This window comes from Spirulina sp. CCNP1310 (assembly GCF_034932185.1).
In the GTDB taxonomy this organism is placed as follows: Bacteria; Cyanobacteriota; Cyanobacteriia; order Cyanobacteriales; family Spirulinaceae; genus Spirulina.
In genome coordinates, this window is sequence record NZ_JAYGHW010000091.1 from 138,369 (window position 1) to 151,878 (window position 13,510).

The 13,510-nt window shown below is 54.5% G+C and carries 13 protein-coding genes and 1 tRNA gene; 7 read left to right on the plus strand and 7 right to left on the minus strand.

Translation table 11 applies throughout. From position 1 onward, the window contains the following. Positions 1–103: 103 nt before the first annotated feature. Complete coding sequence (locus tag VB712_RS16330; RefSeq protein WP_323256633.1) at positions 104–1,087, plus strand: cysteine synthase A; 984 nt, start codon at positions 104–106, stop codon at positions 1,085–1,087. A 13-nt stretch (positions 1,088–1,100) separates the two neighbouring features. Here VB712_RS16330 and VB712_RS16335 read toward each other — a convergent pair whose 3' ends face one another. Beyond that, a complete protein-coding gene (locus tag VB712_RS16335; protein WP_323256635.1) occupies positions 1,101–1,580 on the minus strand; it encodes a hypothetical protein in 480 nt (159 codons plus the stop codon). Positions 1,581–1,850: 270 nt separating this feature from the next. On the opposite strand from VB712_RS16335, the gene rpsB reads away from it, so the two are divergent. The 6 genes from rpsB (at position 1,851) to VB712_RS16365 (ending at position 7,065) form a co-directional block, all read left to right on the plus strand. After that, positions 1,851–2,639 carry a 30S ribosomal protein S2 gene (gene rpsB, locus VB712_RS16340; protein WP_323256637.1) on the plus strand — a complete coding sequence of 263 codons (789 nt, stop codon included), beginning with the start codon at positions 1,851–1,853 and terminating at the stop codon, positions 2,637–2,639. Positions 2,640–2,738: 99 nt separating this feature from the next. Beyond that, complete coding sequence (gene tsf / locus VB712_RS16345; protein ID WP_323256639.1) at positions 2,739–3,566, plus strand: translation elongation factor Ts; 828 nt, start codon at positions 2,739–2,741, stop codon at positions 3,564–3,566. Between the two features lie 179 nt (positions 3,567–3,745). Beyond that, entirely contained in the window at positions 3,746–4,804 is a 1,059-nt protein-coding gene (locus tag VB712_RS16350) for a hypothetical protein (RefSeq protein WP_323256641.1), read from the plus strand. Between the two features lie 82 nt (positions 4,805–4,886). Beyond that, positions 4,887–4,968: transfer RNA gene (locus tag VB712_RS16355), tRNA-Leu, on the plus strand. Between the two features lie 127 nt (positions 4,969–5,095). Next, complete coding sequence (locus VB712_RS16360; protein WP_416236376.1) at positions 5,096–6,403, plus strand: DUF58 domain-containing protein; 1,308 nt, start codon at positions 5,096–5,098, stop codon at positions 6,401–6,403. Between the two features lie 113 nt (positions 6,404–6,516). Beyond that, positions 6,517–7,065 (plus strand): NUDIX hydrolase, encoded by a 549-nt coding sequence (locus VB712_RS16365; RefSeq protein ID WP_323256645.1) that lies wholly within the window; start codon positions 6,517–6,519, stop codon positions 7,063–7,065. Between the two features lie 44 nt (positions 7,066–7,109). Here the strand turns inward: VB712_RS16365 and VB712_RS16370 are convergent, their stop codons facing one another. The 6 genes from VB712_RS16370 to VB712_RS16385 all read right to left on the minus strand — a co-directional run bounded on the left by VB712_RS16370 (position 7,110) and on the right by VB712_RS16385 (position 13,358). Beyond that, positions 7,110–10,892: a PatA/PatG family cyanobactin maturation protease gene (locus VB712_RS16370; protein WP_323256647.1), complete on the minus strand. Its 3,783-nt coding sequence runs from the start codon at positions 10,890–10,892 to the stop codon at positions 7,110–7,112. 262 nt (positions 10,893–11,154) lie between these two features. Beyond that, positions 11,155–11,364, minus strand: coding sequence for a DUF5837 family cyanobactin class RiPP (locus VB712_RS16375; RefSeq protein WP_323256649.1), 210 nt, complete (start codon positions 11,362–11,364; stop codon positions 11,155–11,157). 338 nt (positions 11,365–11,702) lie between these two features. Next, positions 11,703–11,891, minus strand: coding sequence for a DUF5837 family cyanobactin class RiPP (locus VB712_RS16380; protein ID WP_323256651.1), 189 nt, complete (start codon positions 11,889–11,891; stop codon positions 11,703–11,705). A gap of 296 nt (positions 11,892–12,187) precedes the next feature. Then, positions 12,188–12,358, minus strand: coding sequence for a DUF5837 family cyanobactin class RiPP (locus VB712_RS20550; RefSeq protein ID WP_416236369.1), 171 nt, complete (start codon positions 12,356–12,358; stop codon positions 12,188–12,190). 337 nt (positions 12,359–12,695) lie between these two features. Beyond that, positions 12,696–12,881 carry a DUF5837 family cyanobactin class RiPP gene (locus VB712_RS20555; protein WP_416236370.1) on the minus strand — a complete coding sequence of 62 codons (186 nt, stop codon included), beginning with the start codon at positions 12,879–12,881 and terminating at the stop codon, positions 12,696–12,698. A 288-nt stretch (positions 12,882–13,169) separates the two neighbouring features. Further along, positions 13,170–13,358: a DUF5837 family cyanobactin class RiPP gene (locus VB712_RS16385; protein WP_323256653.1), complete on the minus strand. Its 189-nt coding sequence runs from the start codon at positions 13,356–13,358 to the stop codon at positions 13,170–13,172. Positions 13,359–13,510 lie beyond the last annotated feature (152 nt).

Consider the following 13,510-nt stretch of genomic DNA (forward strand, 5'->3'; position numbering starts at 1 on the left):
GACGCACCATTGATTGAGTAACCTACGGAATGTCGGCTCAGGGCAAACCCGTTGCGAAAACCCGGTACAATAACCACAACGCAAAGGTGATCGAAACATAGGTATGGATATCAAAGCAGGTTTTGTCGGTAGCGTCGGGAATACGCCCCTGATTCGCCTCCAGAGCTTCAGTGAGGCGACGGGATGCGAGATTCTTGGCAAAGCAGAATTTTTAAACCCCGGCGGCTCCGTCAAAGACCGCGCCGCCCTCTACATTATTGAAGATGCGGAACGACGGGGTTTACTGAAACCCGGCGGTACGGTCGTCGAAGGCACAGCGGGTAACACCGGCATTGGTTTGGCCCATATCTGCAATGCTAAAGGGTATCGCTGCTTAATCGTCATCCCTGAAACCCAATCCGCCGAAAAAATCGAAATGTTACGCACCCTCGGCGCTGAGGTGCGTACCGTTCCCGCCGTTCCCTATCGAGATCCCAATAATTACGTCAAGCTCTCCGGCCGGCTGGCGGCGGAACTGGAAAACGCCATTTGGGCGAATCAATTTGAAAACCTCGCCAACCGTCAGGCCCATTACGAAACCACCGGCCCGGAACTGTGGGCCCAAACCGAGGGCAACATTGATGGTTGGGTGGCGGCAACGGGGACGGGGGGAACCTATGCCGGAGTGGCGCTGTTTTTGAAGGAAAAAAATCCGGCGATTCGCTGTGTGGTGGCCGATCCGATGGGAAGCGGCCTCTATAGCTATGTGAAAACGGGGCAGATTCAGCCGGAAGGCAGTTCCATCACGGAAGGGATCGGTAATAGCCGGATTACCGGCAATATGGAGGGAGCGCCCATTGACGACGCGATCCAAATTGATGACCGGGAATGTCTACGGGTGCTGTATCAACTCTTGGAAAAAGAAGGGCTGTTTATGGGGGGTTCGGTGGGGATTAATGTGGGGGCGGCCTATGCTTTGGCGAAGCAAATGGGGCCGGGTCACACGATCGCCACCGTTCTTTGTGATGGGGGATCTCGCTATCAATCGAAGTTGTATAACCGCGAATGGTTGATCACTCAAGGGTTATGGCCTGGCGATGAGCGATGATCCCCCCAAGGGATTAAGGGGTGGGGTCGTCGCTGTCTTCGGTGATATCGATGGTGGTGGGTTCGCTGGTGGTGGGTTTGGTTTCGGGTTCGGTGAGGATCTGCCAAGCGGTATTGACGGCCCGGTCAAGGCGATCGCCAAACTTCTGCATATCAGAAACAATCGCCTCCCATTTCTGGGTTGCGGTATCCTCCAAGCTCGAAATCGAGCTATCCAGGGTTTCCCGTTGGTTATCGAGCAACAGCCCAGTATTTTTCAAGGTTTCTTGAGCCTGACGCATCGCATTGACATAAACTTCCCGCGTCATATCCCCAGCGGTTTCAATCTGGGATTGGGATTGCTTCTTAATGGCTTCAATCAAGGCCATAACGTGGTGCTTAATTTCATCGGACTCTTGGGGCATATTATCTTCCACCAGAGCCTTGGTTTCCGCACTCACCTCAGTGGCGGTTTCCGGGGTGGGGGCGTTGTTGTGAAAATCTGCTTCGGACATGGTGGCTCCTGAACCGGGGTGAACAGTTTCTATCCTAGCGAGTTTGGCGAGGGGTGGCTTCCACCGAATGATAGAGTTAACCGAACCATCCTAGGGGCCAAAAATTGGGGGCGAAAGATCTTTTGCCCCTACAGCTAGCTGCTTTCCCTCCCGTCCCTGTGTTACGCTAGAAAAGTTGTCAAAAATCGCACATCTGAGATTTCGGGTGTTCTGTTTACCGCAGAATGCAAGCTCAGATGGAGGATAAACCCGAAAGGAGTACCCATTACCATGGCAGTTGTTTCTCTCGCGAGTCTCTTAGAGTCTGGCGTTCACTTTGGCCACCAAACCCGCCGCTGGAATCCGAAAATGGATCCCTACATCTACACGGCGCGGAATGGGGTTCACATTATCGACCTCGTGCAAACCGCCCAATTGATGGGGGATGCCTACGAATATATGCGCACTGCCGCCGAAAAGGGCAAAAAAGTCCTGTTTGTCGGCACGAAACGCCAAGCTGCTGGGATTATTGCCCAAGAAGCCTCCCGCTGTGGGGCTTACTACATCAACCAGCGCTGGCTAGGGGGGATGCTCACCAACTGGGAAACGATCCGCACCCGGATTGATCGCCTCAAAGAGTTGGAGCATCTCGAAGAAAGCGGTAATTTAGATCGCCGCCCCAAAAAAGAGGCCTCGGTGCTGCGTCGGGAGTTGATGAAGTTGCAAAAATACCTGGGTGGGATTAAGCATATGCGCCGTCCCCCCGATATTGTGCTGATCGTCGATCAACGGCGGGAATATAACGCCATCCTCGAATGTCAAAAATTGGGGATTCCCATCGTCTCGATGTTGGATACCAACTGCGATCCGGATTTGGTGGATATTCCGGTTCCGGCCAATGATGATGCGATTCGCTCCATTAAGTTAATCGTCGGTCGTCTTGCGGATGCGATCTATGAAGGTCGTCACGGTGAGTTAGATACCGATGATGATTATGAGGAGTTTGATGAAGACCTCATGGATGAGGACTTTGAAGAGGAGGAGGTCGAAGAAGAGGCCGCCGACGATAGCGAAGAGTAACCACACCCCTAGGGAAGCGATCGCCCCCCAAGGGGTGAACCGCTTCCCTTTAGAATAATTGAGGGATGAAACCCCAGACCCTTACCCTAGAGATACGTCATGTCAAAGAAGTCGAAAAAATCTGATAAATCGGCCCCGAAGGCTAAATCCCAGGCTCCTGCTCCGGTAGAAGCTCCTAAGGCGGAAGTTGCAGCGGCTCCGGTAGAAGCTCCTAAGGCGGAAGTTGTAGCGGCTGCTCCGGTAGAAGCTCCCAAGGCTGAACCGAAATCTGGCGGTGTTTCCGCCGCCCAAGTGAAGCAACTCCGGGATCAAACCGGGGCGGGCATGATGGATTGTAAAAAAGCCCTCAATGAAACCAATGGTAATTTAGAAGAGGCGATCGCCTGGCTCCGTCAAAAAGGCATTGCCTCGGCAGAGAAAAAAGCGGGCCGTGTGGCCGCTGAGGGCCTAGTGGGCAGCTACATCCACACCGGGGGCCGGGTGGGCGTATTGGTGGAAGTGAACTGTGAAACGGACTTTGTAGCCCGTCGTGATGAGTTCCAAGAATTGGTGCGCAACGTGGCAATGCAGATTGCGGCTTGCCCCAATGTGGAATATGTCAGAGTCTCGGACATTCCCCAAGCCTTTGTGGACAGTGAAAAGGCGATCGAAATGAGCCGCGATGATTTGGGCAATAAACCCGAAGCCATCAAGGCAAAAATCATTGAGGGTCGCATTGAAAAACGCCTCAAAGAAATTGCCCTGTTGGATCAACCCTATGTCAAAGATCAAAGCATTACCGTTGATGAGATGGTGAAGCAGGTCAGTGGCCAAATTGGTGAGAAAATCGAAGTGCGTCGCTTTAGCCGTTTTGTCTTAGGGGAAGGCATCGAGAAGAAGGAAGCGGATTTTGCGGCAGAAGTGGCTGCCCAGGCCGGTCTCGCTTAGATTCTGGTTTGCCCCTCACCCTAAATCCCTCTCCCAAGGGGGGAGAGGGACTTTGATTCTCCCTCACCCTAAATCTCCCAAGGGAGGAGGAACTTTGATTCTGGCTCCCCTTCTCCCCTTGTGGGAGAAGGGGCGGGGGGGATGAGGGTTTATATGAATTTGAGTTTTTGAGATTAACTATGAGTAAATCGTTGCAAAAGGTTGAGCAGGAATTAGGGGCGATCGCCACCCAATTTGCGGCGTTTGAAAGTCAGTTCCAAACCCAATACCGACAATATTTAGAAACTTTGGGCCAAGCGACGCAAAATCAATTAACCTTAGTGACCTACCAAATTTGTACCCGCAGTTATCCCCAAGAATTTTTAGCCCTTTCCCCCGGAGCGCGGGAAAAACTACAACAGGGGATTCGTCAATTGGGCCAGGAAACAACGGCAAAGTTGCAGGATATTTTAAGTCAACCCCTTGAAACCACATCACCTCGCCGCTCTAGAGCCTCTCGCCTGTTGGATAAACTACCGATCACGCCGGAACAACTCCAACGGCTGAAGGAAAAACTCCTTCAACAACGGGAAACGGAGCAAACGGCACGAAAAAACAATTCAGAGATTCAATTTATTGCGATCGCCACTGATTTAGCTGATCTCAATTTTGACGATGATGATCAAGATGATGATCAAGATGATGATCAAGATGATGATCAGAATGATGATCAAGATGATGATGCATCATTGGAGCTAGATCTACCGGCAGAGAGTCCAGAATTACCCACCCCGGAAGACCCCGGCAAATTTCCCACCAACCCTTTAGAGTTTGCGCAATGGTGGCAACAGCGGGAAGAGGCGATCGCCACCCTTCTCCATCACCTTTCAAGCCAAGCCAATCAACTCCTCCAACGTCAGGGCATCCTCCACCGCAAACTGCCCCCCCCCATCCTTGAAGCTGCGATGCAGGCAGAAGAGGGCAGCGTCGGCCAAGCTCCGAACTTAATCAATTTGCTAGTAGAAGCGGAATCGGAGCAGGGGGAAACAGAAGGGGTGATGCAGGTGACGGCGGTGCGGTTGCGCCTAGCGGAAATTGAATTTGCTGATCCCACCGTGGCGATCCATCAAAGTAAAGTGCGAGAATTGCGGGGCCAACTGCAAAAGCTAGCGAAACAATACCAAGTATTGCAACGGGAAAAGGCGATCGCCGAAGCCGAAGCCGCTTGGCGAGCCAGTTGGTACGAACCCAAGGGGTAATGCTTGCGATCGCCCCTCAAAATTTCCCTTTCCCCTTGCTTTCCGCTTAAATCCGGTGTTATAGTACCAAAGCGATAAACAAGGGCAAGTGGCGGAATTGGTAGACGCACCACACTCAAAATGTGGCGGCCCCGGTCATGAGAGTTCGAGTCTCTCCTTGCCCATCTCAACCCCTATCCTGTAAGGTTTTCACATGATTGATTCCTTGAGGGTAGGGGTTTCTCTTATCCAGAGTCCACCAAGGCGAATGATACTGCCCTCGTTTCAGTTTCTCCTGCGATAAGTCCGATGATCATCCCAACAGGTCGGTTTTATGGGGTTTTCGCCCTCGGTATCATCGGGGCGGGCCTTCTAGCCCAATGGTGGCCCCAAGGGCAAACCCTCATCGCCCTGGGTGTTTATGATGGATTGTGGCTGATGGTGATGATCCTCGATAGCCTCCAGGCAAGACAGCGGCGGGTGAGCCTCAAGCGTCAGCCCTTAGAAAAACTTTCCATTGGCAGAGATAATCCCATAACGCTGACGGTGACAGCGGGAAAGCATCCCGCAACGGTGCAATTGCGGGATCATGCCCCCCCTTTGCCCGTTTCGACCCAAACCTTTACCCTCACCCTTGCTCCCCAAGAACAGCAGGATTTAATTTATACGATTCATCCCCAGCAACGGGGGATGATTGCCTGGGGGCCGATCCAAGCTCGCCAGCGGGGGCCTTGGGGGTTGGGGGTGTGGGATTGGCGAGAACCGGCAGCGCAGACGGTGGCGGTTTATCCGGATTTGGTGGGGTTGCGATCGCTCTCCATTCGTCTTGCCTTGCAAAATACCGGCACAATTCGCCAGGCCCGTGCCTTGGGTCAGGGGACAGAATTTCGGGAACTGCGGGAATATAACAGTGGGGATGATTTGCGGCTGATTGATTGGAAGGCGACGGCGAGGCGATCGCACCCCCTGATCCGTGTTTTAGAACCGGAAAGGGAACAAACCCTGATTATTTTGTTGGATCAAGGTCGGTTAATGACCGCCCAAGTTCAGGGATTACAGCGGTTTGATTGGGGGTTAAATGCGACCTTAGCCCTAGCCATGGCGGGATTAAATCGAGGCGATCGCGTCGGCGTGGGGGTCTTTGATACCCACCTCAACACCTGGCTACCCCCAGAGCGCGGCCCCCAACGGCTGGGCCAAATCCTCGAAGCCCTCACCCCCCTCCAACCCACATTCACCGAACCGGACTATTTTGGCACCATTAACCAAATCATCCGCCAACAAACCCGCCGCGCCCTCGTCGTCCTGCTCACCGATCTTGTTGATGCGATCGCCTCCGCCGAACTGCTCACCGCCCTCACCCGCCTCGCCCCCCGCTATCTCCCTTTTTGCGTCACGCTCCGGGATCCCCAAGTGGATCACTGCGCCCACCAACCCCTCACCGCTGATCCCGCCAAGGCTTACACCCAAGCCGTCGCCCTCGACCTCCTCCAACAACGGGCCGCCACCTTCGCCACGCTCAAACGCCAAGGGGTCTTAGTCCTCGATGCCCCCGCCAACCAAATCAGCGACCAACTCGTCACCGCCTACCTCCAACTCAAAGCCCGCAATCGCCTCTAAGCGTAGAATGGATCCGTGAAGGGCGAAAGATTTATTGATCGGCCAAAGGCGAAAGATTTATTGATCGGCCAAGGGCGAAAGATTTTTCGCCCCTACATTTACTCTCCACCATCATGCAACCCCAACACCAACCCCCCGAACTCCTCCAACAACGCTTTTTCTATCGCGGCCGCAAATTTAACTTTGATGTCAATCGCCTCCGGTTGCCCAATGGGGTCGAGGGGGATTGGGAATGTATTCGCCATCCGGGGGGAGCGTTGGCGGTTCCGGTCACGCCAGCGGGGGAGTTGGTGTTGGTGTATCAGTATCGGTTTGCCGTGGCGGGTCGGTTGTTGGAATTTCCTGCCGGAACCGTTGAAGTGGGGGAAGAACCCGCCGTGACGATCGCCCGCGAAATCCAAGAAGAAACCGGCTATCGTGCCAGCCAATGGCGGGATCTGGGCAAGTTCCCCCTGGCCCCTGGTTATTCCGATGAATATATCTATGCGTTCCTCGCCCAAGGTTTGGAGCCATTGCCCCAACCGCCGGCCCAGGATGAGGACGAGGAAATTGAGGTGGTGTTGATGACTCCAGAAGCCTTTGAAACCCAAGTGCGGGAACAGCCCACCACCGTTGATGCCAAATCAGTGATGAGCTATTTTCTGGCCCGCCCCTGGCTTTAGTAGTCGTGGAGACTTTCCTCAATCAGTTGAGATGGGACTCCCGATCAACTCGCTGCCTCGGTTCGTTTTTTCCCCGGAATAGCCCAGCGTTTGATGCTACCCACCGTTACCGGCATATTGTCAGCGACATCAATGGTAAAGCGGAACACTTGGCGCGATCGCTTCCCATCTTCCGGATCAAAGAATGTGAGCAGCACATCCCAGCAGTCGCTATTCAGGCGGCAGTAGGGGCTTTTTTCCACTTCGATGGTGTCCAAGCGTCGGTCAGCGGCGATCGCCTCTGCAAAGGTAGCAGCCGCTTGGAAGGTATTCGTGACGGCAAAATTGAGGGCGCGATCGCGGGAGGTTTTCCCCACATTATGCAATTCATAATACACCCGATTCAAAAACGCCGTCAGCCCTTCCCGCAGCAGGCCTTCACTCCCCTCCTCAAGATCATCTAAAGTCCCCAACGCCGCATCAACCAGCCGGTTAATATTCCAGCCATACATCCCCCGAGGATTGCGAACGTTGAGCACCGGAACCACTTCCCCCGAAAACAGTTCCACCGTCCGCTCCGTTTGTCGGCCGGGGATACTGACGCGCTCAATAAATTCGGCGCTCGTTTCCGGTTCAAGTTGTCCATTGAGCATCAACAAAAACATCTCATAAATATCATCAGCAAAGGGGCCTTTAGGGTCGAGGGCATAGATGGTATTTTGGTCGAGATTCAACGTCCAAATCAGCGAGTAAGCCGCGTCGGGATGATTGTCTAAATGTTCCACCATCTGGCGGGCATCGTAGGGATCAGGCGGTGCGATCGCCCCATGCAAATTAACCGGGGCCATCGTTTGTTTGAACGTATCCCGCCGCGCCTCGTCTCCGAAATCATAGCCAATCGTACCGAGGGCGAAAACGTGACCTGAACCAGCCTTGCTGGGTTGGACATCGGCAGGGGTGAGGGAGGCGGAAGCGGTTAAAGATGCTGGCGTTGTGGTTTGGGTTACAACGTTGCTCACCGTAACGGCAGATGGTTCGATACCCACGGCGGAACCGATGGCATTCACCCCAAGGGCGCTGTGTTCGGTGCGATTCACTTGATCGCCCGCAAAGGAAATCGTCACCCCAGACCCAAATAACAGCCCCATCGCGCCAGGGAGGTTCACTTTACCCCGCAGGCAGCGTTCCGGTTCGTCGGTGTCTTCAGGGGTGCAAGGAATGGCGGTATTCAGCAGTGCCGCCCGCACCGCTTCCGCATCCACGGGTTTACCCTGTTGCAGTTGCAGACTCATCAGCAAACCGCACAACCCGGTCATCACGGGAGCCGCCATACTCGTTCCCTTCAGGCGCACAGGTTCTTCATTAGCGGGTTGCGCCCCCAGAATTTCACCCCCCGGAGCCATGATGCCTTCTAGAGCATTGTTACCGCCCCAATTGCTGAACTTGTAAGGCGTACCGTCAGGCTTTAAGGCTCCCACAGACAGCACTCCCGGCAGGGAAGCGGGCATACACCAGCATTCTCCCTTGTTATTCCCAGCGGGGGCGACGATCAGAATGTTGTTGTCCTGGCATTTTTTCAGAGCTTGCAGGAGGATTTCTTCCCCTTCCCCGGTTTGGGTGGGGCGGCAGGCGGCACAGTGGATGATATTTGCGCCTAACTCCAGACCCAGTTCAAAGGCACGAGCTAGATTGAGGGGTGAGATAAATTCTTCATCAGTGCCACTGGTATTGAGGGGGACGTTAATGACGCGACAGCGAGGCGCGAGTCCGGGAGAGGGGGTGTTTTCTTGCCCGACCATCGTGCTGGTGATGTGGCAGGCGTGGTTGTCGCCGTGGATGCGTTGGAGGAGTGATTCAGGGAAGGCGGCTTTCTGGGCTTCCGCTTTTTGGTCTTTGTCGAGGTCGTCGTTATTCTCGATCGCCTGAAATAGGTGATAAGCCTCTGTAGGAACGGGTTCGGCGGGTTCGTGCCAATAGGGGAAGACTTTGGAGACTTCCGCCCCTTCAAAACAGGAGAGGGTGTGGTCCGGGTTGCCATCGAGGATGACGATGGTGATCCGGGGGTCGCCGAGGGTTTGATTGCGGAGTTCGGCGAGGCCGGGGATGCGATCGTCGAGGTCGTGGGGATGTTGGGCCGTTGTAGCTTGGGTTTCGACTGCGCTCAACCCGACAGAATCCTCCAATTCGGAGGGGGTAATTGTTTCGAGTTCGCTCGGTTCAACAGATGCGGATTCGGCTTCAATGGCTTCAATGTCTGAATCTAATTCGGAGAGGTGAAGGGTTGCTTGGGTTTCGAGTTCGCTCGGTTCAACAGCGAATTCTTCAGAAGTGGGGGCGAAAAATTTTTCGCCCCTACGCTGATCTGTTGTCACACCTTCAGACCCACTTGCCTGAATATTCCCATTCGGCAAAGACCCCAACATAAATTCACCCACAGAGGATTCCACAACGTAATCTAATCCCGTCGCTTTGGCAAAGCGATCGCTATCTCCCGCCCCCAGGGAACAAGGAGCCAGCCCCATATTTGTCGCCACTAAATAGAGGTTTTGGTACAATACGCCGACGTGCTTGAGAACGAGGGCATAGGCGAGCGATCGATATTTGCGGAACAGTCGCCCAAACCGAGCGGTGATGATCAGCAAAACTTGGGGCATTCCCTGTTCGCCGCTGGACTGGTGAGCATCTTTAAGCAGGGCTTGAATATCGGCATCGGCGGCATCAATTTGAGCCAGTTGGTGATTGAGGGGATCATAGTGATAAAGTCCCGGTTTCACCCCTTCACAACGGCGCACTGCTAAATAGATTTCTAGTTCATACATCGCGCCGCCACAGGGATAGGGACGGCGGCTGATTTCGCCCCAGTCGAAATCTTCACCGAATTGGGCTTTGAGCAGTTCGGTTTGCTCGGCATCGTGGGTATAAATTTCTTTGATGCGAGCGGTGCGGTAGAGGAGTTCGCCCAGTTGCTCGATGGTGATGGGCTGATTCTCGTCGTATTCGCGAATCGATGCCCGTTTTTCAATGGCTGTTGTTAGGGTTTGATCTCGTTGGCGGATGGCATCAATGTTTTGTTGGGGCAGGGGAACAATTTGCCCGCTCATGGGGGGTTTCACCACCGGAAACTCGTCCCAGACCTCAACACCGGCGGCAATATCGGCTGTGGGATAGTCGTGGCGACCCTGGCGACAACGGCTGTGGAATAGCAGGTTATGGAATTCCCACAGTTTCAGATCGGGGGCTTCGGTTTCGATGGAGAGGAAACCCGTTGCCCAGAGGAGATTTAGGAATTGATAGGCGGTTTCTGCCCCAATTTGGGGCGGGGGTGTGACCCGTCGCAGGGATTGGGGTTGGGCGAGTTGGGCGAGGATGGCGCTGGCTCGCCAGTCCAGCAGCTTGACTCGAAATTTGGATAAGGGGGATTCCAACACCATGCCGCCTTCGTGACTGCGTTGGTAGGCAAAGCGGGAGAGGCTGACATTGGCTTGCGTCCAGTGGGGCGTGTTGAGGTTGAGTTGGGCGGATTCGACCATTGGCACGGCGATCGCCAACGGCAACACCCCATACTCCAACCAACCGCGATCGCCTATCTGTTGCAATGTGGCGGCTAACTGTTCCCCGGCTTCCATCCCTTCCTGTGCGCTCAGAGTTTGGGTCAACTGTTGGAGGGTGGCGGTTCCTTCCTGTAAGTGGGCGATCGCATTTTCCAATCCGGGGACGGCTGGCACAGTGACTCCAGAAGCGGTTATCTCTGCATCATTGCCAGCAACAAAGCCAAGGGTATAGCCGTTTGCGGCTGGATGAACTTGAATACCGGAACTCAGAGACAAGGTAAACGGATTAGGGTGCATGGTCTTTCAATAAAAAGAATCAAAGATATCAACAATAACGATGCAGAGACGACAGAGAACTTTAATGGGGGTCTCGGTGATTTGCCGGGATGAAAACCGAGGGTGAGGATTGCGGTCAGGGAGGGAAAGCCCCCTCCTCCGCGCCGTGTGCCGGGTATGGTCAAGCCCCGATGTATCCAAGGTTGCCCGTCAATTCATCGCGGCGAACCAAGCGCCCTGGCTGTCCTCACGAGAAGTTTGAGGATCGAGAATTACCCCGCGACTACTCGTCGTCCCCATCGTAGGAACACCCCCACAGCAACAAGGTCTCGGTGTCCCATACCTCTGTCCCCAAGGTATCCCTGTCCATGAGGGCCTGGGCTTGCTTGCCGATCGCCTCTTCACTCAGTTCAGCCAGAGCACTGGGAAGTTGACCCGTAGGAACGCGGTCAACGGGCTGCTGGGGGTTGGGGGTGATGTTTTTCTTGTCCATTGGAGTTTTCCACTCTTTTGTTAGGTTTACCGTTTGACCGCTTGGGGCGGTCAGTCCCTTCTTAGGTGATAAGAAGCCTGTTTGTGCTGCCGGTGTAGTGGTGGGCGCGGCACGAAAATTCTGGTTTGGGGTAGCACCCCATTCAGTCCAACAAAACTCTGGGTCGAGGGAAGAGGGGCAGAGGGAGTGATGCTCCCTCCACCCCTACCGCGTGCCAGGTATGGTCAAGCCCGAGGTATCGGCAGTTGCCCGTCAATTCATCGAGGCGAACCAAGCGCCCTGGCTGACCCCAGAGCCGATTTGAAGATCGAAACGGTCTGTGGTAGAATCAACCCCGATTACTCGTCCTCCCCGTCATAGGAACACGTGAAGGACATTTGTTGTTTCGTATCATAATCAATCCAGGAGGCTTGGGCTTGGGAGCCGAGGCTTTCTTCGCTCAGTTCCGCGAGGGCGGTGGGCAGTTGACCGGTCGGAACGCGGTCAACGGGCTGCTGGGGGTTGGGGGAGATGTTTTTCTTGTTCATTTGAGTTTCCTCATTGGTTAGGTTTACAGTTTGACCGCTTGGGGTGGTCAGTCCCTTCTTGTTGTCAAGAAGCCGGTTTGTGCTGCCCCGTAGCGGTGGGCGCGGCACGAAAATTTTGGTTAATTTTGGTTTGGGTCTGGGAGGGGGTAGATTTTCCCCCCTCCCAGGGTGCCAGGTATCGGAAAGCCCCGATGTATCGGCAGTTGCCCGTCAATTCATCGAGGCGAACCAAGCGCCTTGGCAGTCCTTACGAGAAGTTTGAGGATTGAAAAGGGTTGTGGTAGAAGCAACCGCGATTACTCGTCGTCCCCATCGTAAGAACACAAAAACTCGGTACAGGTTCTTGTCGCCAGATCGGATGGCATAGCAGACATACCGTTAGCTTCAGACCGTTCTATCGGCAGTTGGCCCGTAGGAACGCGGTCAACGGGCTGCTGGGGGTTGGGGGTGATGTTTTTCTTGTCCATTGGAGTTTTCCACTCTTTTGTTAGGTTTACCGTTTGACCGCTTGGGGTGGTCAGTCCCTTCTTGTTGTCAAGAAGCCTGTTTGTGCTGCCCCGTAGCGGTGGGCGCGGCACGAAAATTCTCGTTTGGGGTAGCACCCAATTCCGTCCAACAAAACTCTGGGTAGGGGGAAGATGGGCAGAGGGAGTGATGCTCCCTCTGCCACCACCACTCTCAGGTATCGGAAAGCCCGGATGTATCGGCAGTTGCCCGTCAATTCATCGAAGCAAACCAAGCGCCCTGGCAGTCCTCACAAGAAGTTTGAGGATCGATTTGGTCTGTGGTAAAATTACCCCGCGACTACTCGTCGTCCCCATCGTAAGAACAACGGTCGCACGCACCCGGCATAAAGCACCCGGACCCGCAGGCCAGGGCTTGGGAGCCGAGGCTCTCTTCACTCAGTTCAGCCAAAGCACTGGGCAGTTGACCCGAAGGAACGCGGTCAACGGGCTGCTGGGGGTTGGGGGAGATGTTTTTCTTATCCATTGGAGTTTTTCACTCTTTGTTAGGTTTACCGTTTGACCGCTTGGGGTGGTCAGTCCCTTCTGAGGTGATCAGAAGCCTGGATAGTGCTACCCGGTAGCGGTGGGCATAGCACAAAAATTTTGGTTTGGGTCTGGGAGGGGGAGTAGATTCTCCCCCTCCCAGGGTGCCAGGTATCGGAAAGCCCGATGGTATCGGCAGTTGCCGAGCCATTCATCCGGGCAAACCCGGCTCCGAGAGGGGCGGGAAGGGAGATTTGAGGTCAAAGAAAAGATGGGCTAAAATGGGAGGCTACTCCGCGTCGTCCCCTTCATAGGAACACCCTCCCCCTCCCCCTCCCTCAAAACTTTTTTTGTGCGGGATGGCATGGGTAGCATTCAGGGACGCTTCGGTGAGTTCAGCCAGGGCGCTGGGCAGTTGACCGGCGGGAACGCGATCCACGGGCTGTTGGGGGTTGGGAGAGATGTTTTTCTTGTTCATTGGAGTGTTACCTCTTTAGTTCGGTTTACAGATTGACCGCTTGGGGCGGTCAGTCCCTTCTGAGGTGATCAGAAGCATGGATCGTGCTACCCGGTAGCGGTGGGCGCGGCACAAAAATTCTCGTTTGGGGTAGCACCCCATTCAGTCCAAAA

Excerpts from the sequence above, each read along its gene's own strand:
- VB712_RS16330 (WP_323256633.1), top strand. The coding sequence starts at position 104 with ATGGATATCAAAGCAGGTTTTGTCGGTAGCGTCGGGAATACGCCCCTG.
- VB712_RS16335 (WP_323256635.1), bottom strand. The coding sequence starts at position 1,580 with ATGTCCGAAGCAGATTTTCACAACAACGCCCCCACCCCGGAAACCGCC.
- rpsB (WP_323256637.1), top strand. The coding sequence starts at position 1,851 with ATGGCAGTTGTTTCTCTCGCGAGTCTCTTAGAGTCTGGCGTTCACTTT.
- tsf (WP_323256639.1), top strand. The coding sequence starts at position 2,739 with ATGTCAAAGAAGTCGAAAAAATCTGATAAATCGGCCCCGAAGGCTAAA.
- VB712_RS16350 (WP_323256641.1), top strand. The coding sequence starts at position 3,746 with ATGAGTAAATCGTTGCAAAAGGTTGAGCAGGAATTAGGGGCGATCGCC.
- VB712_RS16365 (WP_323256645.1), top strand. The coding sequence starts at position 6,517 with ATGCAACCCCAACACCAACCCCCCGAACTCCTCCAACAACGCTTTTTC.
- VB712_RS16370 (WP_323256647.1), bottom strand. The coding sequence starts at position 10,892 with ATGCACCCTAATCCGTTTACCTTGTCTCTGAGTTCCGGTATTCAAGTT.
- VB712_RS16375 (WP_323256649.1), bottom strand. The coding sequence starts at position 11,364 with ATGGACAAGAAAAACATCACCCCCAACCCCCAGCAGCCCGTTGACCGC.
- VB712_RS16380 (WP_323256651.1), bottom strand. The coding sequence starts at position 11,891 with ATGAACAAGAAAAACATCTCCCCCAACCCCCAGCAGCCCGTTGACCGC.
- VB712_RS20550 (WP_416236369.1), bottom strand. The coding sequence starts at position 12,358 with ATGGACAAGAAAAACATCACCCCCAACCCCCAGCAGCCCGTTGACCGC.
- VB712_RS20555 (WP_416236370.1), bottom strand. The coding sequence starts at position 12,881 with ATGGATAAGAAAAACATCTCCCCCAACCCCCAGCAGCCCGTTGACCGC.
- VB712_RS16385 (WP_323256653.1), bottom strand. The coding sequence starts at position 13,358 with ATGAACAAGAAAAACATCTCTCCCAACCCCCAACAGCCCGTGGATCGC.